General features: G+C 58.3%; 17 protein-coding genes. 2 read left to right on the forward strand and 15 right to left on the reverse strand.

The window, feature by feature from the left end; translation table 11 throughout:
* Positions 1–299: 299 nt before the first annotated feature.
* From RX331_RS25270 to RX331_RS25310, 9 genes are all read right to left on the reverse strand, one after another.
* On the reverse strand, positions 300–1,058 hold the full coding sequence (locus RX331_RS25270; protein ID WP_410708319.1) for an amino acid ABC transporter ATP-binding protein: 759 nt from the start codon (positions 1,056–1,058) through the stop codon (positions 300–302).
* Between the two features lie 100 nt (positions 1,059–1,158).
* Positions 1,159–1,806 (reverse strand): ABC transporter permease subunit, encoded by a 648-nt coding sequence (locus tag RX331_RS25275; RefSeq protein WP_317252536.1) that lies wholly within the window; start codon positions 1,804–1,806, stop codon positions 1,159–1,161.
* Positions 1,803–2,522, reverse strand: a complete 720-nt coding sequence (locus RX331_RS25280; RefSeq protein WP_317252537.1) for an amino acid ABC transporter permease — start codon at positions 2,520–2,522, stop codon at positions 1,803–1,805. Before RX331_RS25280 ends, RX331_RS25275 begins: the two co-directional genes overlap by 4 nt.
* 12 nt (positions 2,523–2,534) lie before the next feature.
* Positions 2,535–3,419 (reverse strand): transporter substrate-binding domain-containing protein, encoded by an 885-nt coding sequence (locus RX331_RS25285; RefSeq protein WP_317252538.1) that lies wholly within the window; start codon positions 3,417–3,419, stop codon positions 2,535–2,537.
* A gap of 76 nt (positions 3,420–3,495) precedes the next feature.
* Entirely contained in the window at positions 3,496–5,133 is a 1,638-nt protein-coding gene (locus RX331_RS25290) for a class I adenylate-forming enzyme family protein (protein ID WP_317252539.1), read from the reverse strand.
* 1,477 nt (positions 5,134–6,610) lie between these two features.
* Positions 6,611–7,411 (reverse strand): SDR family NAD(P)-dependent oxidoreductase, encoded by an 801-nt coding sequence (locus tag RX331_RS25295; protein WP_317252540.1) that lies wholly within the window; start codon positions 7,409–7,411, stop codon positions 6,611–6,613.
* 31 nt (positions 7,412–7,442) lie between these two features.
* A complete protein-coding gene (locus RX331_RS25300; RefSeq protein ID WP_317252541.1) occupies positions 7,443–8,546 on the reverse strand; it encodes a DUF2817 domain-containing protein in 1,104 nt (367 codons plus the stop codon).
* Positions 8,547–8,660: 114 nt separating this feature from the next.
* Positions 8,661–9,806 carry a thiolase family protein gene (locus RX331_RS25305; protein ID WP_317252542.1) on the reverse strand — a complete coding sequence of 382 codons (1,146 nt, stop codon included), beginning with the start codon at positions 9,804–9,806 and terminating at the stop codon, positions 8,661–8,663.
* 22 nt (positions 9,807–9,828) lie between these two features.
* Entirely contained in the window at positions 9,829–10,269 is a 441-nt protein-coding gene (locus RX331_RS25310; RefSeq protein WP_317252543.1) for a Zn-ribbon domain-containing OB-fold protein, read from the reverse strand.
* Between the two features lie 853 nt (positions 10,270–11,122).
* On the opposite strand from RX331_RS25310, the gene RX331_RS25315 reads away from it, so the two are divergent.
* A complete protein-coding gene (locus tag RX331_RS25315) occupies positions 11,123–11,860 on the forward strand; it encodes a GntR family transcriptional regulator (RefSeq protein ID WP_317252544.1) in 738 nt (245 codons plus the stop codon).
* Positions 11,861–12,511: 651 nt separating this feature from the next.
* Here the strand turns inward: RX331_RS25315 and RX331_RS25320 are convergent.
* From RX331_RS25320 to RX331_RS25330, 3 genes are all read right to left on the reverse strand, one after another.
* Positions 12,512–13,630: a succinylglutamate desuccinylase/aspartoacylase family protein gene (locus RX331_RS25320; protein WP_317252545.1), complete on the reverse strand. Its 1,119-nt coding sequence runs from the start codon at positions 13,628–13,630 to the stop codon at positions 12,512–12,514.
* A gap of 252 nt (positions 13,631–13,882) precedes the next feature.
* Positions 13,883–14,905, reverse strand: coding sequence for a mandelate racemase/muconate lactonizing enzyme family protein (locus tag RX331_RS25325; RefSeq protein ID WP_317252546.1), 1,023 nt, complete (start codon positions 14,903–14,905; stop codon positions 13,883–13,885).
* A gap of 185 nt (positions 14,906–15,090) precedes the next feature.
* Positions 15,091–16,074 carry an ornithine cyclodeaminase family protein gene (locus tag RX331_RS25330; RefSeq protein WP_317252547.1) on the reverse strand — a complete coding sequence of 328 codons (984 nt, stop codon included), beginning with the start codon at positions 16,072–16,074 and terminating at the stop codon, positions 15,091–15,093.
* A gap of 305 nt (positions 16,075–16,379) precedes the next feature.
* Here RX331_RS25330 and RX331_RS25335 point away from each other — a divergent pair, with 305 nt between their 5' ends.
* Positions 16,380–17,120 carry a GntR family transcriptional regulator gene (locus tag RX331_RS25335; RefSeq protein ID WP_317252548.1) on the forward strand — a complete coding sequence of 247 codons (741 nt, stop codon included), beginning with the start codon at positions 16,380–16,382 and terminating at the stop codon, positions 17,118–17,120.
* A 173-nt stretch (positions 17,121–17,293) separates the two neighbouring features.
* Here RX331_RS25335 and RX331_RS25340 read toward each other — a convergent pair whose 3' ends face one another.
* Genes RX331_RS25340 through RX331_RS25350 form a run of 3 tightly spaced genes read right to left on the reverse strand, consistent with a single transcriptional unit; the run spans position 17,294 to position 21,476 of the window.
* A complete protein-coding gene (locus RX331_RS25340; protein ID WP_317252549.1) occupies positions 17,294–18,565 on the reverse strand; it encodes an FAD-binding oxidoreductase in 1,272 nt (423 codons plus the stop codon).
* Complete coding sequence (locus tag RX331_RS25345; RefSeq protein ID WP_317252550.1) at positions 18,565–20,229, reverse strand: thiamine pyrophosphate-binding protein; 1,665 nt, start codon at positions 20,227–20,229, stop codon at positions 18,565–18,567. The genes RX331_RS25340 and RX331_RS25345 overlap by 1 nt, the downstream gene beginning before the upstream one ends.
* Positions 20,226–21,476 (reverse strand): pyridoxal phosphate-dependent aminotransferase, encoded by a 1,251-nt coding sequence (locus RX331_RS25350; protein ID WP_317252551.1) that lies wholly within the window; start codon positions 21,474–21,476, stop codon positions 20,226–20,228. The genes RX331_RS25345 and RX331_RS25350 overlap by 4 nt, the downstream gene beginning before the upstream one ends.
* Between the last annotated feature and the right edge of the window lies 1 nt (position 21,477).

Consider the following 21,477-nt stretch of genomic DNA (forward strand, 5'->3'; position numbering starts at 1 on the left):
GAGCATCCTACCAAGCCCGTCGAGGCGCGCGCTCCGCTGAAAGGAACGCGAACGCTCCAATGTTGGCCTCACGGTCGTTACTGCTTCGAGGTGATCTCGTGCTACCCGCTCTCTACTGACGATGCCTGCATTGATACGGCGAGCAATCCCGCGTGCGGAGAGTTCAACTATAGTCATTCCTTTCATCATCTTTTCTATTAGTGAAAGGATACTTGTTAGCGAAAGGATACTGACTGCATTTGGATGGCCAAGTTGCGGGACTGATTGTACCAGTGGAGATGCCTTCTGCCTTTGCAGGTTCAGTGATTCAAGACGGATTGCAGGAACGCGCGCGTGCGCTCCGATTCGGGGTTTGTGAAGATCTTATCAGGCGAGCCCTGCTCGATGATGCGGCCAGCGTCGAACACGGCTATCCGGTCGGAGATTTCGCGTGCGAAGCGCATCTCGTGCGTAACGATCAGCAACGTCACTTTCGCCTCGTGCGCTATACCTCGCACTACGTCGAGAACTTCTCCGGCGAGCTCAGGGTCCAGCGCCGAGGTGATTTCGTCGAGCAGGAGTATCTCAGGTTTCAGGATTAGCGCCCGCGCGATCGCGATGCGCTGCTGCTGACCTCCGGAAAGCTGCGCAGGATATGCATGCACTTTGCTTTCCAAGCCCACCATACAAAGGTATTCGATCGCGCTCTCCGCGGCCTTCTCCTTGGACAGTCCCAAAACCGTCGTTGGCGCCAAGATCAGATTCTGCAGCACGGTCAGATGTGGAAACAGATTGAATTGCTGAAAGACCATGCCACAACGGCGGCGGATTCGCGCCTCCCGTTTGCCGGAAAGGGGCTTGCCGGCTCCATCAAAGAGGATGCTTTCCCCGAAGATTCTGATATCTCCGCTTGTCGGCTTTCCAAGCGTCATTGCCAGACGCAGCACCGTCGTCTTTCCCGAACCGCTCGGCCCGATCAGGGTGACCTTCTCGCCGGGCCGCACTTGCAGATCTAGGTCTACCAGCACTTGATGAGCGCCGAACGATTTGCAGATCTTTTTGAATTCAATGGCCCACATGGCCTCTGGCTGGTTGGTTGCCGCCACTTCAGTCTCCCTCTCGCTCGATGCTGCGCTGTTCCGACCTGTGAGGAGTCCTGCTGGGCTAAGTTCGACGGTGCTAGACATGCTGGGCCTTGACTCTGGAAAGGAGGTAGAGAAACGGCAAGTTCATGCAGATATAGAAAACGCCGGCTAGGGTGAAGGGCTCGAGATATCGGAAGGTTGCGTCGGCATTCAGTTGAGCCACACCCATCAGCACCGGTACTCCGATTGCAAAGAGCAAAGCAGTTACCCGGAACAACTCAAGTATGTAGTTGACCAGCGCGGGAACTGATCGCCTGACCATCAACGGAATGAGTACCCGTTGCCACGTAACGAGCCGACTCAAACTCAGAGCAACACACGCGTCGCGCAGTTCACTTGGGATCGTGATCAGGCTGCCGCGGTATACCTCTGAGCAGTAGGCCGCATAGACGATTCCCAAGATCCCGATGCCAATGGGCATTGCCGGGAGGGTGAGTCCCACTTCGGGCAGGTTATAGAAGCCCATATACAGAAGCACGAGGACGGGCACACCTTGGAAGAATTCAAGCCAGAAACGCACGAACGCCCGCCCGAACGTCGCGCTCACGCTTTCGAAAATTGCAAGCAGGAGACCACCCACCAATGCGATCGCCGAGCTCGCGATAGTTGTCAGGACGGTATACCAGACACCGAGCATGAGATCTGGGAGAATTTTCAGCGCATAGTTCCAGTCCCACGTCATGGAGCGGCTCCTCCAAGTGCATGTGCATTGGCTGCCGACTGAGCCGATACCCGGGCGGCTCGCAACGCACGATTCAACGGCAGCACCTGCTCAAGTGCAAGAAATGCAAGAGCGCATATGAGGCATAGAATCCAGTAGGCCGCGGCAACCAGACAATAGACAGTGAACGTCTGAAAGGTTTGGCTGCGAACGTAGTCCGCCACATAGAGCACGTCGTGCACACCGACGAAGCTCACGATGGCGGTCCACTTGATCATATCCCTTGCCATACTGCCGAAAGCGGGCACAATCTGAGAAAGGGCCTGCGGTAAAACAACCCTCGTGAAACTGTGCAGTTTGCTCAGCCCAAGTGCATGACACGCATCGCTTTGCCCGAGATGTACGCTCTCGATGCCAGCGCGGACGATCTCTGAGCCATACGCGGCTCCGCCGACTGCCAGTACCAGGATCGATGCCCCGACAGCGCTGAGTTGTGGCATTCCCGGTATCAACGGCAACGCATAGAACACCCAGAACATCCAAACCAGGCCCGACGGGCCCCGGACGCACTCGATGAAAAACGTGGTCGCCGCTCGTATCACTGGCGTCTTGGAGAGCCTCAGCGCGCCGAGAACAACACCGCCGAGTGCTCCAAGGAGAATGATGCACACCGATACCCAGACGGTGACCCACAAGCCTTGCAAGAAAGCTGGCCAGTACTCCAACACGGCTTTCATCACCGTTGCGCCTTATTCGCAGCTGGACAGGAGGTCGCTGGCCTTGGTGAGCTTGGACAGGACATCCCAGTTGGCAATCGCGTCCTTCTTGGCAACCCCATTCTCCTCTAAGGCCTTAATAAGCATTTCCTTCATCGTGCCATTACTGCGCAATTCGTTAAGCTGCTTGTTGAATGCGTCGCGGAAGGCTACGTCCTCTTTGCGGAAGACATAACCATTCCCTGACACCGGCCCCCCTTTGTCGACGATTACGTCGAGGCCTTTCTGCTCCGGACGGGAGATGATGAACTGACCAAGTAATAGCGCGTTAGCTCGCCCTGCGAGGACCGCCGCGACGCCAGCGTTAAAGTCGGGAACGCTCATCAATTGCTCACGCTTGATTCCCTGCTCCAGCATGTACCGCAGTTGAGGTGACTCCGGTCCCAGTGCAACTGCCGCGATCTTGATGTTTGGGTTCTGGCCAATCTGTGGACTACCGGTTATACGCGCGGGGTTACCGGACGGTACGTAGAATGCGTAGTGCTGTGCGAATATGGGACCGGAATACACCACGTTCTCACAAGAGGCCGGCAAGTACGTGTAGCCGACGCTTACGAAGTCCACTTGACGGGCAAGCATTGCTGGAATCTGTGCACTCCATCCGAGTTGCACCGGCGTAATCTCTGGCAGGCCCATGCCTTTGACCACCAGATTCGCCAAATCAATTGTATAGCCAGTGGCCTTCCCGTCCGGCGAAATGACAAGGTAGGGGGGCGCCGAGGCCAGCGCCCCCTTGATCTCGCCAGCTTTGCGGATCTTGGCAACCAGAGAGTCGTCGGTTTGTGCCAAGGTCGGATGAAATAAAGTGCACGATACAGCCAGCAGGACTAGCTGCGAGAACTTCAATTTCGAACGCATAGTTTTATCTCCTCGTGATGATCGACTGATCGACCAGTTACCTGTTCGCCTGCGCGAACTGGCCCAAAAAACAGCTTCAGTGCCAGCGCTTCTCCGCAGCGTCGTAGACACCAGCAAGCGGATTGCTGACGGTTAACAGCTCACGTTTGAGCACTTTATTGTTGGTATTTCTTGGAAGTTCAGGAGTGAAGGCGATGTACCTTGGCACCTTGAACACGGCAAGGCGCGCGCGAGCATGCTCGAGAATGCGCTCCACCAGCCGATCGTCCGGTGTGACACCTTCTCTCAGCTCCACGCATATCTTGACCTCATCGCCGCGCTTGGCATCGGGGACGGGTATCGCGGCAACATCCAAGACCGCGGGGATCTCTCGGATAACCGCCTCTATGTCGCCAGCAGCGATGTTTTCGCCTGACCGACGGATCATGTCTTTCTTACGTCCCACAAACCAATAAAAGCCGAGTTCGTCGCAACGTAAAAGTTCACCTGTCTTATACCATTCGCCCTCGAATGCCGCAGCATCGGCTTCGGGGAGATTCCAATAGCCCTTGAAGATTCCCCTTCCGCTCACCCACAGTTCGCCGACTTCACCGACCGGAGCCGGCGCGCCGTCCTCCTTCACCAATCGCAGAGCCCGGAGAGGCGCGCGAATCCCGACCGAGCCGGAGTCGTCCATTACCTCGATGTCGGGAGGCAACAAGGCGTATGCCATTTCCGTGCTTGAGTAAGAATCCAGGCCTCGCGCGCCAAACCGTTCACGAAACCGGCGGACCGTCTCAGGACTCCAAGGGTCGTACTGCGCGACCTGCTTCAGGCTCGTCAGCGGGCCTTCGGCGGATTTCGCTATCAGCTCGGGCAACGTGCAATACTCGATCTGGTATTTCTTGACCCAATCCATGCATCGGGTCGAACTGAGTTGCTGAGCCACATACAGCGTGCCGCCTTGTCGATACGATTTCAGAAGAACCCCTTGCCCATATGCGTAGAAGAGGGGTGACCAAGACAGATAGGTCTTGTACGGCCGAAGGTCCCGATAGGCTTGCTGGTATGAAGCTACGCCAAAGTAATCATGCGTCAACATGCAGCCCTTTGGAGCACCCGTCGTCCCCGACGTGTATTGGATATTCAGCAGATCGCCGGGTTGGACATCCTCATCCAGTGGCGAGTCGTCGACGTCTTTGAGCAGCTCATCCAGCGTAGTACCGGCGCCGGCGGAAGCCTGTCCGACGAGAACCACTCTCTCGTTAGCGAGGCCCCGCGGCCAGGAGTCCATTGCAGAGAACACTGGCCATGCCGATTCGTCGACGATTGCGAATTTTGCCTGCGTGTCGCCAAGAATATATTCGATCTCCCTTGCCGTGTAGCGCATGTTGACCGGGACCAGCACTGCCCCGAGCTTCGCAAAGGCGAACCATAGGATTGGGAATTCGATGCGATTGGGCAGCATCACTCCGATGCGGTCACCTTTACGCACCCCCAATTTGCGTAGCGCATGAGCGTATTTGTTGGAGAATCGATCCATCTCGGAGTAGGTCGCACGTTCGCCGCGCTCGAAGATGTCGATCGCAGTAGCTGAACCGTGTGTTCGCGCCCGCATTGAAACCAGCTGCCCGATTGTAGTGGTCTCATATGCAGATTCCAGCGCCTCAATCCTACGCAAGGCATTCGCGATATCTTCCTGCAGTTGGCTTCGCGCAGTGTTTGTTCGGGGCATCTAAAAAACCTTTACATTCAGGATACGAGGAACATCAACAGAGCAGCCTCCCTTTTCGCGGAGCTGCCGAAACTCGGTGCCTTTTCGGCACACGCGTTGGAGACGATGCGTTGAGCAGGCGCAGGATAACTGCCGTGGCTGCCGCAACGACGTACGTCGAGCGAGCTATGATCTCGCGAGTAACGAAGGCCACGGCACCGGCCCTGACCGCGTTGTCGGACAACCGGAGGCCTTTGTGGAAGAAATGGAGCATTGCCCGGAAGGCCGCACAGCCAGCATCGAACGCGAGCCGTTTTTGAGAGGGCGTCTGCCCAATTACGACTGCGAACCGCATCACGTGCGAGCTGTCGATCCTTTCGAACATGAATCCCGCCGTCTGAGCGAAAGACAGACGCCCATGTTGGCGCGAGCCACGCGGCCGCGAACGTTTCCCACCTGCTCATATTCGTTTTTCCTTAGGCTCCTCGTGAGCCATCACGCTGGACTGTATTCAGTTCAGTGCGCAAGTCAATATTTTAATCTAATGCGGATAGACAGGGTCTCGTTGGGAAATTGTTCCGCAGGTCGCTGCCCAGTCACCAGTGTTTGTCGCGCATTGTTGGACGCCCTGTAATCTGGCCTACAGGCCTGTATACAGATCAGAACGCAAATGGTCAGCTAATCGTGTGCTTGGATGAGACTGAGCGGACTCCCATTTGAAGCACGTTGTGTCTTAACACAGCTCCGCGCAGCTTCATGGTTGTTCCGGACCCTGCGGCCGGAGCGGGAAATCGGAGCCCACATTTGGGGTTACGGCCACACTGCCGTTGCAAAATGCATCTTCGTTCTAATGTGGCGAGTGCCCAAGACTTCACGCGCATGAACCCCGAAGTTACGGGCCAGCAACTGGCTGCACAGCAATCGCCTCCAGCTCACGGGCAAGGCGCCAAGCCTTCTTGGGCTTCGGCGGAATCGCGGTGGAGGTCGCGAGGCTCGCGACGCGGTTGGTCGACCGGAGCCGCACCCGAAGGCTCATCCCGCGTCGAGTTCGTGCACCTAATCGGCTGCGGGCCGAAAGCCGTGGGTTCGCTTTCTCCTTACTGACGAGCCCGCGGCCTTCCTACCGGCGGAGCGCATGCGACCAGGCTCACGAACCCTAGGTGCGGCGCGAAGTTTGACGAAGCTGCGACGATCGCCGCCGGCGCTCGGGACGGATGATTCGACGCAGTACTTCTAGCGCCAATCGCTGATCGCCGTGAACCTGCTGTACCGCGTGTTCCCAGTTCGGGCGCATACTTGGGGCCCGGTCAGCGCGAGTTCCACGGTGAGGTCATACGGCAAACCGCGCGGCCGCCCGAAAAACGAGCGCCGGCCATCCACGGGATTATAGCAGATGCAGTGCAGGCTGAATTTGGCATCGTCCGCCGCGACGACCAGAACACGCCAACACGCCGCCGAGGACGTGGCCCTCCGACCGCCGCCATTGACCCATTCTCTCCTACAATCCGAAGGTGAAGCCGCCGTTGACGCCGTAGGTCTGGCCGGTGATCCAGCCGCTGGCGTCGGAGGCGAGAAACAGCACCATGTTCGCGATGTCGTCCGGAGTACCGAAACGGCGGATCACGTACTTCTCGAGGATCTTCTTGGTCAGCTCGGGATTCTCCTCCTTCAAGCGTTTCGCCGACCCCCCTTCCGTCTCCGTTGCCGCGATTGCCACACAGTTTGCGGTGATTTGGTAACGCCCGAGCGCGCGCGCCGTGGCGCGCATGAAGCCGGCGGCACCCGCCTTGGCGCCGGCATAGACTTCGAGCCCGGCGTCGCCGTAGCGGCCGGATTCCGAGATGATCGTGATGATGCGACCCGGCGCGCCGCGCGCGATCATGCCGGGAACGCAGGCGCTGGTGCAGTTGATGACGCCGTAGAAATTGACGCCAATGGAACTATTCCAAGCATCGGGCCCCGTCTCCCAGAACGGCTTACGCGCATCCGCATGCGGCGTGGCACCAAAATTGCCGGCGTTGTTGACGAGCACGCCGATCTTGCCGAACGTATCCTCGCCCTTTTTGACGCCCGCCTTGACGCTCTCTAGGTCGGTCACATCGGCATGCACGGCCAGTGCCCTCCCCCCGGCGGCGCGAATTTCATCGGCCACCTTTTCGGCGCGGTCGAGCATATAATCGTTCACCACGAGGCCGCCGGCATTGTGCGCCGCCAAGTGCAACGCGATCTGCCGTCCGACGCCCTGGCCGGCCCCAGTGACCAAGGCGACCCGACCGCCGAGGTTCAGTATGTCACTCATATGCGATTACGTCCTTTTCTCCAGTCAACCGCTATTCAGATGTGAGCAGCGCCTCTAGCGCCTGTCGATGCACCAGGTGAGATCTCCAAAGAATCATCTCCTTCCAATCCAACCTGTCGGGACAAAAGTACAATTTGCAGGCATTCCGGATCTGGCGGCCCAGCTCGGAATCCGCTGCTTCTGGTCGATGCATGAACAACCAGTGTTCGTCACGCACCACCTTCGCTCCGCGCTCATGGCGGTAAGTTCCGAACTCAAGATTGACGTAGGTGTGCCGATCCCGCAAAATCCGTTGCCAAAATTCGCCTTGCGAGCCATGTATGACGACGTTGGTCATGTTCCCAAGATCGGGCGACGTTACTGACGGGCCAAATATATTTACCGCCCGCTCGTAACCAGCCGCTCCTGAAGCTTGCACGCATTGCAGCTCACCGTAGCCATAGGGGCCGAAGCCTGTGTGGTAATCCACGATGACGACTTGACCGCGGGTAGCTATATCGAAGTCCTTCGCGATACGCTCGAGAAGTCGCCTAGCTTCGGTAGGCTCGCTTCCCCCATAATACAAACCGCCGGGCCTCGTATACTGTCCCGACATTCGAGCTGTCAGCATTTTTTCGTCGCCGTGCACGGATCGATATGTAGCGATTGCATCCTCGGCGACCCGCAGTCTCTCCTCTGATAAGTCTGCAGGAATAAAATGATCGGCCAACTCCTCATATCCCGGGTTCGAAGGAGGAGGCTTGGAAAAATCGATATAGTTCCGATTAAGGTCGCACCCTTCCGCAGTCGCTCGGCGGTCCCACGCGAATCCGTAGCAGTTCAGCGCATGGATGCAGAGGACAGCTGTGGAGGACGGCAGCTGTTCGTGAAATTTGGCATGGATGAGTGAAAGTTGTGCGGCGGATCCACAGTAGCCTTCCGCGCCGTGCGTGCCTGAAACCAGCACCAAGAGCCTCTTGGCCTCTGGGTTGCCGAAATAGGCTACATCCGTGAACAGGACCTCGCCAGATGGACCCTTCGCGCTGCACGCATACGCTTTTGAGGTTGGCGCCGCTCCCAAAAACTTCTGTCTGGCTTCCAGATAAGAGTTCGAAAACAAGACGGGAGCAAGCTGCATTGCGCTATCAAGATTCATTTTGCTTAACCTAGGTACCTACAGATCACAGGATCCCCGACGAAGATAGTGAGCTCGATTTCGTCGCCGAACGCTGGCGCACATCGTTGAGGCCCGCTGAGGCCGATTGTGGCGCTAGGTCTTCTGCAACACGTGCGCGTAGCCGACCGGACCAGTGCCAACCATGTGAGCCAAGCCGACCTTCGCGCCTTTGTGCTGACGAATACCGGCCTCGCCCCTGAGTTGCATCGTGATCTCGCCGATCTGGCCGACGCCGGTCGGCCCGATCGGATGCCCCATTGCAATCAGCCCACCGGAGGCACTGACAGCCATTTGCCCGCCGATGTCGAACGCACCTTCCTTGAGCAAGTGGACAGCCTGGCCCGGTTCGCAGTACCCCATGGCCTCGATGTACTGCAGCTCTTCTATCGTGAATGCGTCGTGGACTTCGAGTACATCGATGTTCTTTGGCTTCAAGCCAGCCTGCTGCAACGCATCGGCGATGCAGGCCTGCGAGATCGTCACGTCGGGCGGCGCATCCAATCCAGCGCGCTCACTGCAGGCGGCCGACCCCACTACGCGGACTGCGCGACCTGAATCGATGCCAAGCCGCTTGATAGCATCTTCGGAAGCGACGATCGCGGCCGCCGCGCCTTCGCCGACAGGACAACACTGCAATGCAGTGAGCGTACCTGACACGGCTTTGCCTCCCAGGATCTCGTCGAGTGAGCGCTCTTGCTGACGATGGGCGTTGGGATTGAGGGAACCGTTGCGATGGTTCTTGACTGCGACCAAGGCAATGTCCTGCGGCTTCGCTCCATACTTGTGAATGTATTGATCCGTCAGCAGCGCGTAGTGGGTAAATGGAACGATTGCATCATCGGCGAGATTGCCGATGCCGGTCTTCGTGTAGGCCCGCGGTGCGTCACCGGGCTTATCGACGCCTACCGCCAATGACAAGTCGGCGATGCCAGCCGCAACCTCAATGCAGGCGTGCCGGAAAGCAGCGGAGCCCGATGCGGAAGCGTTCTCGATATGCACAAGCGGCCGGCCGAGGGCGCCGAGATGCTTCAACATCGGTCGCCCCCCCGCGTAGCCGAGAAAAGCCGTACCGACATAAGAAGATTCGACCTCCGACCAAGCGATCTTGGCATCCGCCAAAGCCTGTCGGATTGCTTTCAGCCCCAGAGCTACGTACGGCGTCCCGCTTAGTGGTTGATACCGGTGCCAGCCGACGCCGACAACGTAGACAGGACGTAAGTCCTTCAGGAATTTGGCCATATCAATCTCGTCCCGCTGTTGATCAGGAGGCTGGGGTAAAACGAAGGTCGAGAATCACCTGGGCGCCCTCGCCGACAGGAACAAGCTTGCCGACCACCCTTTGCCCGGGCTTCAGGGCCCGCTCGTCGGCGTCGACGAGAAGAGTGCGGATCGTCGGCCCATCATCGAGCTTGATCGAGCCAATCATGAACGGCGCTTCGCGGGGCTTAATATCGGACCTTTCAGCTGGGGCACGGGGCTTGTGGATGTGCACCTTCGTCGAAGCTATCAACGTGCCGCAACCGCTGAGCGCGAGCGGCTTCAGGCTGTCGCCGGCCCGCCCGCAAACCTCACAGCCGTAAGGCTGTAGCGGGAAGAATACGTAGCCGCAATGAGCACACTTACCACCCTTCAATGACGGATAGTCCGGCGCAGATGTAGTACCCTCTGAAGCATACAGATCGGACTTGAGAAGTTCGGGCATGTTGTTTGACTTTCCCTTCATTTCCAAAGCTTTGTTGCCCAGCCAACTAACCACTGCGCCCCGGCTTCGTTAGTCGACCACGAGGATTGCTGATGCGTGCCCGCTAACATGATCTTCGCCGCCGATCAGTGATACAGGAGGCGGGCGATCAACCAATCAAAGCGCACGACAGGAAACCGTCGATACCTACCGTGAACACCCCTCACGAATCTGGATATCCGATGCTCCGGCATCCCGGCTTCATCAAGCGTAAATTGACAGAGGCCCTGCGTTGACGAGATTTGAAAAAAGACACCCGTCGGTCGCAAATGGACCGACGGGCAAGTCGCGTGTGTGGGCTCACACACTCGGGAGAAAGATGAAGCTCCAACCCCTTTGCAAACGCCGCCTACAGTAAGCCGCACTCCCCGAGCAGCATTCCTGCCGCTGCCGAGTTCGACAAAGCTCATTTTACCGGGAGCGCCAGGTTGCCTTCGGGCACTCAGTGCCCGCCACGCCAAGCCTCGACCGCACCCGGCTAAGACCGCTGCAGTTGCGGTCATATTCGTTGAGACCATCTTTTTTAGCTCGTTGCTCCGATCGGATGTGAGGCGAAAGAAGTTGTTAGGCGCGCTTGGCTGCCTTGTTCCCAGGGCTTGTCATTAGGAATAGGATGGCGGCTCATAAAAATCGTATACTGATCTGAATACATCGTCAACCGTCAAATTACGGTCAAGCGAATTTCGTAATTGCGATGCAGTCTGCGAACCTGGTGCGGATCAACTAAATCACCCTAGTCACAACGCAAAATAGAAGAAATTGCATTCCGGTCCGAATACGAATAAGAAGCTACTTCGGTTAGAATGAGGATAGAATGGCTCAGCAGGCTTTAGGCCAAAAGCGGCGAACCGGTTCGAAAGAGCAAGTCGAACTCGAAAGCTCAGTTGATCGGGCGTACGAGCAAATTCGCGAAATGGTGGCGAAGTTTCGGCTCAAGCCAGACGAACGCCTGAACGAAAGCGAATTGGCCAAGCAGCTAGGGCTCAGCAGGACTCCGCTTCGCGAAGCTCTAAATCGTCTTTCGATGGAAGGGTTTCTGAACGCCCGATCAGGAAAGGGATTCTTCTGTCGCTCTCTCGATCCGAAGGAGATTTACGAGCTCTATCAAATGCGCGCAGCGATCGAATGTGGTGGCGTTCGGATTGCTGTGGAATTCGGAGATCCCGCCGAGATCGAAAAACTGCTGACCTTTCTTAGGGAAACAGCAGATTGCGAGGGAACGTCGACATCAACACTCGTTGGTTATGATGAGCAATTTCACGAAGGAATCATGAGACTAACGGGTAACAAGGAGATGCTCAAGACTCTTCGCAATATCAACGATCGCATTAGATGTGTGCGGTGGATCGACATGGATCGTCGCGGGCGCAAGTCGACGCAGGATGAGCACCTTGAAATCGCCCAGGCTCTGAAGCAGAAAGACCTTCAGTGCTGCCTGGCTGTCCTCCAGAAGCATATTGGTCGACGCTTGGAAGAGATCACCTCGTCGATTCGCGAAGCCTATGGCCTTCTCTACATGCCAAAGAGCATTCGCTCGGAGCATCCATTCTAGGCGGGACAGTTCCTCGCCGGGACTTAGTCGCCGGCGCTTGTCGCGCAAAGGCTTGCGGCGGCATCAAAGACAATCAGGATTGTTTAACCGCGTGGCGACAACACGGCCGGGATAGTCGCGCTCCTCATGTATGTAGGCGCTCGTCTTCTGCTGGAACGAATATTTTTGCTGCGCGTTGCGGCTCGGGGGCATTGTTGGCACGATCTTGCCGCCGGCTGCCGTCCGCGCTGTAGGCATCCAAAGCCGCGGCCCGGTTTGCTTTTGCTGGCGCCCGCGCGATCGCGCTCGACGGGCTATTTCGTTTCGCTGAACGCGAACAGACCCTCCCCCTCCGGGGGTCTCCCTCCAGGGAAGGCTGAATATCCAGCAATGGTTGCTGGCATCTGTAGGAAATGTCGCGGCCGACATCGTCGGGTAAAGCTTCTTTGCTCCTCTTGACCGCTTGGATGTCGAAAAATGTTCGTTTGCAAGTTGCTGAACGTGGAATCAGTAATTGCGAATTGTTTCGAGGATAGAGCCGAAGCCGTAACGCTGTTCGCGGTCACGAGCCGCCCCACCATGAGATCACCAAGGGGGCTAACATCGTAAATCCGCCGGGAACGTTGGTCACTGTCGACTCGAAGTTATCATTTGGCATCTTGTATGAGACATCTAGACGGGATGGGGATCAGCGCGATCCCTATCGAGCGGGGAGGTACTTGCGATGGAGACGATGCTCGTACCGGGCAGAGCAACCCTGCTTCCGGTATGCGCGAAGATGACACCGGAAGAACGCGCTGTCACGGAAGTGCGCTCACCTGTGGTCGGATCGAGGATTTGTGCGATCTCTTCACCGACCGCAACCTCTTCGCCAGTCATCTTTGAGAAAGTGATGACGCCCGGCACACTAGCCTGTATGTAATCGAGGCATTCAGCTGTGGTGTAGAGCGTCGGCGCTTTCGGCTGCGCCTTTCCTGCGGGCTTTAGAATGCCGACTGCCTCCATGAAGCCCATCAAACCCCGCGCGTCCTCGATGGCGACGTCATCGCGGACATCTGTTTGCCCGCGATACTCGACTACGGCGGCGAAGGGTCTGGTGATCGGCACGTCCGGAAGAAGCTCTCGCGCCGTGCGCCAGGACCGGTGATATCCGGCCGAAAAGCTACTGCTGGGCACAGACGAAGTGCCAATGGTGACGACACTCCCGATATTGCGAGACAACAGCTGCGCGGCAGGATGGTCAAGATCAGAGACGTAGGCATGGACCACTCCGACGGCATCGCAGTGGGCATCAACTACGTAATCCGCATCAATAGCAAGGCCCAAAAGCGCGTTCTTCATGCTGTCGAGCTCGGTCTTGGAAACCACCGCGGCGACCGCCTTCCGCAGCGCCAGTCTGACAGCCGCTTCATCCAAAACATGCCCTTCGCTCCTGAGCAGTGAGAGCTCTTCGCGAAGTACACTGCTGATGTCGGGAAAGTTGCGGTTGAAGTTACCACCGACTCCGAGGTCGGAGCGTCCGGTGTGGTATCCTTGCATTCGTTGGGAAAGACCAATCGGGTTGGCGCACGGAACTACGATGATCTCACCCTTTGGCTCGTCATCTCGTTCTTGGAGAAGTCTAATGAGGTGGTGGAGAACAAGCATGCCCGGAGGCTCGTCAGCATGCAGTCCGGCGTGCAGGTATATCTTGGGCTCCCGTCGCTCAACGCCAAAATGATAGACGGTAATGTGCCGGCGGGTACCGATCGATGAGGTGAAAAGCTCAATGTTTTTCATAACGAAATGCATGGTGTCTCCTATGTTTATGGTTCTAGGTGGTCCAACGGACGGACCTCAGGCCCTCGTTGAAGTGTCCACATCGGATGAATTGGATCGGGTTCAGCTTCACTCTGCCGATCGAGGAACCACGTCCGACCACATCTGCTAGCGCATCATGTATGATTCCGACGGACGGGCGATCGCGACTACCCCACCCGTCACCACACGCTTCGTCGCAGCGCACCCTTCCTCAACCATAGGACATGTCGTCTCTAGCCCATGTCAGTTTGGCACGATGAACAATGGATCGCCCAACGCGGCGCGGTCGACCTCTATTCCTAGACCAGGAGCCCGCGAGATGTTGATCCGGCCACGTTCTAACTTTCCTCCTTCAGTCACAGCAAGCGACTTCATCGAGGGGTAAAATTTGTGCCACGTGGAGGCGGAGGAAGCACAAATCAGTGAGGACGGATTGCACGTGGCCGCAAGCTGTTGGAGGCCTGCGTAGGCAATCTCGCCCCCCCCTGGCTCACCAAGCATCACCATGAGTCCAGCCGCTTGCGCAAGGTCGCGGAGCTGAGCGGCCTTAGTGAGCCCACCTACCCTTGCGGGTTTAATGCATATGGAATCGGCCGCCTCGAGCCGTAGACAATCGACCAGGTCGGCGAGCCCCCGTATGCTTTCATCGACCAACATCGGAATTGGAGAGATCCTCCGCAGTTCCGCTAGCTGTGTCAACCGATCACATGGTTGTTCGAAATAGACATTAAGCTTAGCTATCTCATTCAGAAACAGGCGCGCTTGCGCCAAGGTCCACTTCCTGTTGGCATCGCATGTGATGAACTGCGCCCTCTCGTGGATGGCATCATAGACAGCATGGACCTTCTTCGCGCTAGCAATCGGGTCCTCACCCACCTTCACCTGAAAGTGAGTGAAACCGCTTTCTACGCCATCCACCGCAATTGCCGCCATCTCTTCTGAGGAAGCCCCGATGACCTGTCTGACCGCAGGGACAGTGTCCTGGCGAAATCCGCCGAGGAGTGCCGCTGTCGACTGTCCAAGGATCTTTCCGCGAAGGTCCCATAGAGCCGCATCGATGGCCGCCTTAGCCGGCAGGTGACCGAGAATGGCGACATCCATTGCTTCGTTGAGTCCCGCAGGATCAAAAACGTCGTGCGCCAGAACCACCGGCGCAAGCGCTCGCACAGCGGCGCGCACGCTTCCTGGGAATCCCTCGATGTAAAAGCCGTCGTGCGTGAGCGCTTCGCCGAATCCTACTGTACCGTCCTCAGCGACGACCTCCACAACAGTTGTATCTAGGTTGCCGCGAGGCCTCGTGAGAAGCACTGTCCCGTAGCAGATAAGTCGACTGATTCTCATGGTGACTTTTTCCTTTTCCCTAAACAGCACGGCAGGAACGGGCGATTGCCAAGGACTTGACAGGCAAACATCGTCCGTCCGTTCTTCTCAACTATAGGTTTGGCATCATTTCATCGCGGTAGAATCGTCCCGATCCCAATTGCCCGCGCCTTTCTGATCGCCAACTCCGCGATAGCCAGATCCGCAATCGCGAACCCGCGGAAGCTGAACAAGGCCCTCGTTGGCGCAGCAACTCGCGATGAATTGGACGCAACATGCGCAAGCTCATCCTGGAACCTTACGGATTCGATGGGGCGACCCAATGCGTCCAGAGGCGATACGCCTTGCTCGAAACAATCTGTGACAAGCCTGTCGAAGGCAGTGAAGGATTCCGGATACCAGCTCGAGCCCGCATCGACGGCTGAGGCAAATGATGAAGATGGCAATAGCCGAGCATTCAGAAACGGTTTCGATCTCGGCGAACGTGGAACCATGGATATGACGATATCGCTGTGGGCCAACAATGCATCGGGGTCCTTCGTGATGATCGGATCCAATCCCTTCTCCGATGCCGCAGTCGCTACCTTCTCGGCGGAGTTGACGCTCCGACTCAGGAGGTGGATCCTGCGCAGCGACGGAAACAGATCGACAAACGCATCCAGATGGCTGAACGCCTGCGAGCCGCAGCCGACAAGACCAATGCTTGTCGGAGTTTCGGGAGCGAGATGGACGGCCGCCGCGGCCGACATCGCCGCGGTCCTTATTAGTGTGATCGAATTGCCGTCGAGAACCGCGACGGGGAGCCCTGTATTGTAATCACTCACACAAACCAGGCTGTTGATTCCGTACGCTCCAGACTTCGCTTCAACGGGAACTACGGCCACCCATTTGACTGTCGCTATACTGCTGACCTCTGAGGCGGCGCTCAATGAGTGAAAGAGATGGCCCGGAGCAATATCAATGCTCGATCTAGGCAAGCTGATGTTGCGGCCCGCTGCATTATCACGAAAGGCGGCAAGAACCGCTTCACGCGCATCCGCAGGTGAAATTTGCAGGCTTTGGATGTCGCCATTCGACAGGTAAAGCAGCTCAGGCGAAACCGCTAGTACTTTCATATGAGGATCCTCACAGGGATCTTCCAAGCCCTACCTACCGGGCAACGTGTCTAACGAACCCAGCGAGGCGAGACCGGTGCGCTGATGGTCATCTCCGTTTACTGTATACGATCATGCATACAAAAAAATCGCGATCACGGTCAAGCTAATTTGCTAACAGGAGTGGCTGGCTTACATTTCGGGCAAGACACGATTCGGTGCACAACCAGCCGCCGTGCGGTGCCAACCACTGCTCAAAACGCAAGTTAGGAGAATTGCATTCTGGCCCGAATACGGATAAGCTCATTGGAGCAAATGAGGTTAGAATGGCTCAGCAAACTGCCTTGCCAAAGCGGCGGTCCGATTCGAAGGTGGAAGAAGTTGAGATCGAAAGCTCGGTTGATCGGGCATACGAGCAAATTCGTGAGATGGTGACGAGGTTTCGGCTCAAGCCGGACGAACGCCTGAATGAAAGCGACTTGGCCAAGCAGCTCGGGCTCAGCAGGACTCCGCTTCGGGAAGCTCTAAATCGTCTTTCGATGGAAGGGTTTCTGAATGCCCGAGCAGGAAAGGGATTCTTCTGTCGTTCTCTCGATCCGCAGGAGATTTACGAGCTCTATCAATTGCGAGCGGCCGTCGAATGCGGCGGCGTTCAGATTGCGGCGGAGCGGGGAGATCCCGCCGAGGTCGAAAAGCTGCTGATCTTCCTTAGGGAAACAGCTGATTGCGAGGGAGCGTCGACATCAACACTCGTTGGTTATGATGAGCAATTTCACGAAGGAATCATGAGACTGACGGGCAACAAGGAGATGCTCAAGACTCTGCGCAATATCAACGATCGTATTAGATGTGTGCGGTGGATCGACATGGATCGTCGTGGACGCAAGTCGACGCAGGATGAGCACCTTGAAATCGCCGAGGCTCTGAAGAAGAGAGACGTTGAGCGCTGTGTTGCTGTCCTTCAGAAGCATATTGGTCGACGCTTGGAAGAGATCACCTCGTCGATTCGCGAAGCTTATGGACTTCTCTACATGCCAAAGAGCATTCGCTCGGAGCATCCGTTCTAGGCGGGACAGCTATCTCGCCGGGACTTAGCCGCCGGCGCTTATCGTGCATTCCAAGGCTTGCGGCGGCATTGAAGACGTCCACACGCCAAGAGCAACAACAATGCTCATCACATGAGCAGCTTCGGCCGTGACACATGCAAGAACCATGAGGTCGCGCCGCAATGTAATGAAGATCAAAGAAAGCGGCTGGGCGCGAAGGGTTGAAGTGCAATCTCCGGCTCCTTGCCGCTCAGAAGCTGCGCGACGAGCCGACCTGTCCGGGCAGAGCCAACCAAGCCGACATGGCCGTGGCCGAAGGCGTAAACGATGTCTTGCGAGGCGCGCGCATAGCCGATGCAGGGGCGGCCGTCTGGCATGCTCGGGCGATGACCGAGCCAGGTTTTGATCCGCGACGGAGGAGTTATTGTCGGCAGCTTGGGAAACATGCTGATGAGACTATCACGCAAGATCTCGGCACGATTCCAGTTCGGCTCCGCATCCAGCCCGGCGATCTCGACGGTTCCGGTGACGCGTAGGCCCTTGTTTGTCCAGTTCACGACGACCTTGGCGTCGGATGCTGATATCGACGAGCGCGGACCGGACTCAGGATTCTCGATCATGACGTGATAGCCGCGCTCGGTCTCGAGCGGCAGCGGATCGCCGACGGATGCCACCAGCTGCTTGGAGCGGGCACCTGCGGCAATTACTGCGGCATCGCAGGCAATCTCGCCCTGCTCGGTTAAGACGGCCACCAGTTTGTTGCCATTCAGCTTGAGCCCGGTCGCCTTGGCGCGCACAAGCTCGGCGCCACTTGAAACCGCATGGTTCGCGAGGGCCGCGATATAGGCGCCTGGATCACGGCAGCGCCCGGCCTCTTCCACGAGCACGCCGAACGTGTAGCGCGGAGTGAGGTCGGGTTCGCGTTGACGCATGTCATCGGCGTTTAGCTCGATCCATTGGATGCCGACGCGCTTGCGGATGCGCCAGCCGAGATCGCCATCAAAATTCTCGCGCGAGGGAAAGACATGCATGACGCCGTTGCACTCAATCAAGTCAGGCACACCGGCTTCCTCCGCAAGCTTTTTATGCAGCGCCGGCGCATCCTTCAAAAGATCGCGCAGCGCCCACGCGGTCTTTTCGACGCGCGCTTCGGTCCAACCCGAGAGCAAATACTTGATCAGCCAAGGTGAGGCTTTGGGTAGATAGGACCAGCGGATGGCGAGTGGCCCATGTGGGTCCATCAAATAGCCGGGCACCTTCTTCCAGATGCCCGGCTCTGCCGGCGGGATCACCGAATGCGAGGATAGCCAGCCGGCATTACCATAGCTGGCTGCCTGCGTACCGCCAGGTTCACCGGGCTCGAGCAGCGTGACGCGATGGCCCTCCCGCAGTGTCTCGATCGCGCTGATCACGCCGACGGCGCCGGCTCCGATGATGACGACGTGGCGGCATGTTGATGCTGTCATCAGCTGGTCTTTTCCTGCGGAACAAAATTCTTGGCGACCGAAATCGCCCGCGGATCAAGCAGGCAATGCAGGATCGCCGGCTTGCCGGAAGCGAGCGCGCGCTCGAACGCCGGCGCGAACTCTTCCGTCCGCTCGACCTGTTCGCCGTGGCCACCGAAAGCTTTCGCGTAAAGCGCAAAGTCCGGGTTCCTCAGCTGCGTGCCAATGACGCGGCCTGGGTAGTCACGCTCCTGGTGCATGCGGATGGTGCCGTACTGCGCGTTGTCGATGACGATCACGATGATGGCGGCATCGTATTGCACGGCAGTGGCGAACTCCTGGCCGTTCATCAGGAAGCATCCGTCGCCGGCAAACGCCACGACGACGCGATCCGGGAACTGCCGTTTCGCAAGTACCGCCGCCGGTACGCCATAGTCCATCGAGCCCGAAGTCGGCGCGAGCTGTGCGGCGAAGGTATGGAAGCGGTGGTGGCGATGCAGCCAGCCGGCATAATTGCCGGCGCCGTTGCAGACGATCGCATCCTTCGGCAGCCGGTCGCGCAGCCAAGTGACGACCTTGCCATATTGGAATGGGCCCGGCAGCTCGCGCGGCGTTTCGGTCCAGGCGAGATAATCCGCATGCGCTTTGGCCGCCTCGCCTTTCCAGGTCGGAGTGGTCGTGGGCTTCAGCGACTCGACGGCTGCCGCGAACGCGGCTGGCGCGGCCTGGATTGCCAGTGCCGGCTGGTAGACGCGGCCGACTTCTTCCGAACCCGGGTGGACATGGATGAGCTTTTGGCTCGGCACGGGGATGTCGAGCAGCGTGTAGGACGCGGATGGCATTTCCGACAGCCGGCCACCGATCAGGAGAATGACGTCGGCGCCGGTGACCCGCGCTTTCAGATTGGGGCTCGGGCCGATGCCGAGGTCGCCGGCATAGTGCGAATGATCGGCATCAATCAGCGAAGCGCGCCGGAAGGAGGTTGCGACCGGCAGATCGAACCGTTCGGCAAGGCGCGCGACGCCAGCAGCCGATTCCGCCGTCCAACCCGAGCCGCCGAGAATGGCAATCGGCGCTTTTGCATTTGCGATCATCGCCGCGAGGCGCTCGAGATCGGCTGGCGCCGGCCAGCTGATAGCGGGCTCAACGCGCGGCGCATCGGCGACCGCGGCCGTTTCGGTCAACATGTTTTCGGGCAGCGAGATGACGACGGGCCCCGGCCGGCCCTGCAGCGCCACGCGGAACGCGCGCGCCACCAGCTCCGGAATGCGGTCGGGGCGGTCGATCTCGACTGCCCATTTTGCCATCGTGCCGAACACGGCCTTGTAGTCGAGCTCCTGAAACGCTTCGCGTTCACGCATGCCGGTGTCGACTTGGCCGACGAACAGGATCATCGGGGTGGAGTCCTGCATCGCGATATGGACGCCATGGCTGGCATTGGTCGAGCCGGGACCACGGGTTACGAAGCAAATGCCGGGCCGCCCGGTGAGCTTGCCGTAGGCTTCAGCCATCATCGCCGCCCCGCCCTCGGCACGGCAGATCATGACGTCGATCCGGCTGTCATGCAGCGCGTCAAGCGCTGCGAGATAGCTCTCGCCCGGCACGCAGGTGACGCGCTCGACGCCCTGTGCAACGAGTTGGTCGATGAGAATCTGGCCGCCGGTACGGGCGTTCCGAATAGTCATGACAGCTCCCTGCAGGCATTGGCAATGCGTTTCATCGCTTCGCGCAAGTTTTGCTCTGAGGTGGCGTAGGACAGACGGACATGCGGTGCAAGACCGAAACAGCTTCCCGGCACAACGGCGACATCGTGATGTTCCAGGAGATAATGGCAAAAGGCGCTATCGCTGCCGATTGCCACACCTGTCGGCGTGCGGCGGCCAATCAGGCCAGCGCAGCTCGCAAAGACGTAGAACGCCCCTTCCGGCTGGCGACAGCGGATTCCGTCGATGCCGTTCAAGCCTTGGACCACGAGGTCGCGACGGCGCTGGAAAGCGGCGCGCCGCTCCATCAGAAAATCCTGCGGACCGGTCAACGCCGCAATCGCGGCGGCTTGGCTGACGGACGACGGATTGGTCGTGCTCTGGCTCTGCACCACTGCCATGGCCGCGATCAATTCGCGCGGGCCACCGCCATAGCCAATGCGCCAGCCGGTCATGGCATAGGCTTTGGAGACGCCGTTAACGGTGAGCGTGCGGTCTTTTAGGCTCGGCTCAAGAGCGACGGCCGTGACGTGGGACATCCCATCGTAAACGAGATGCTCGTAAATGTCGTCCGCGATCAGCCAGACATGCGGATGGCGCTTCAGCACATTGAGGATCGGGCGCCACTGCGTCTCCGAATAGGCAGCGCCCGTAGGATTGGATGGTGAATTTAATAGGAGCCAGCGTGTGCGCCGCGTGATTGCGCGTTCGAGATCGTCAGCACCCAGTCGAAAACCGTTCTCCTCGCGGCACGCTACCTCGGCCGGCGTAGCGTCCGCGATCCGCACCATGTCGGCATAGCTCGTCCAGTAGGGCGCGGGAAGAATGACCTCGTCTCCCGGGTTTAGCGTTGCCATGAAGGCGTTGTGGATCACTTGCTTGGCGCCCGCCCCGACCGTTATCTCATCGGTGCCATAGTCAAGACCGTTTTCGCGACGAAACTTTTCTGCAATAGCAACCTTAAGCTCCGGCGCGCCGTCGAGGACGGTATATTTGGTCTGGCCGGCGCGAATGGCGCGCTCCGCCGCATCCTTGACGTGGTCAGGCGTGTCGAAGTCGGGTTCACCGGCACCGAGCACGATCACCGGCCGACCTTCGCGCTTCAGCCGTTGCGCGGCCGCGCCGATCTTGAGAATCTCCGAAACTTCGATGTGGGCAAGCCGCTGGGCAGAGCGGAAGCCCGTTCGCGAAGCGCGGACTATCACGGGACGCACCGCTGGGATGGCCATC

It is taken from the genome of Bradyrhizobium sp. BWA-3-5 (assembly GCF_032917985.1).
Lineage (GTDB): Bacteria > Pseudomonadota > Alphaproteobacteria > Rhizobiales > Xanthobacteraceae > Bradyrhizobium.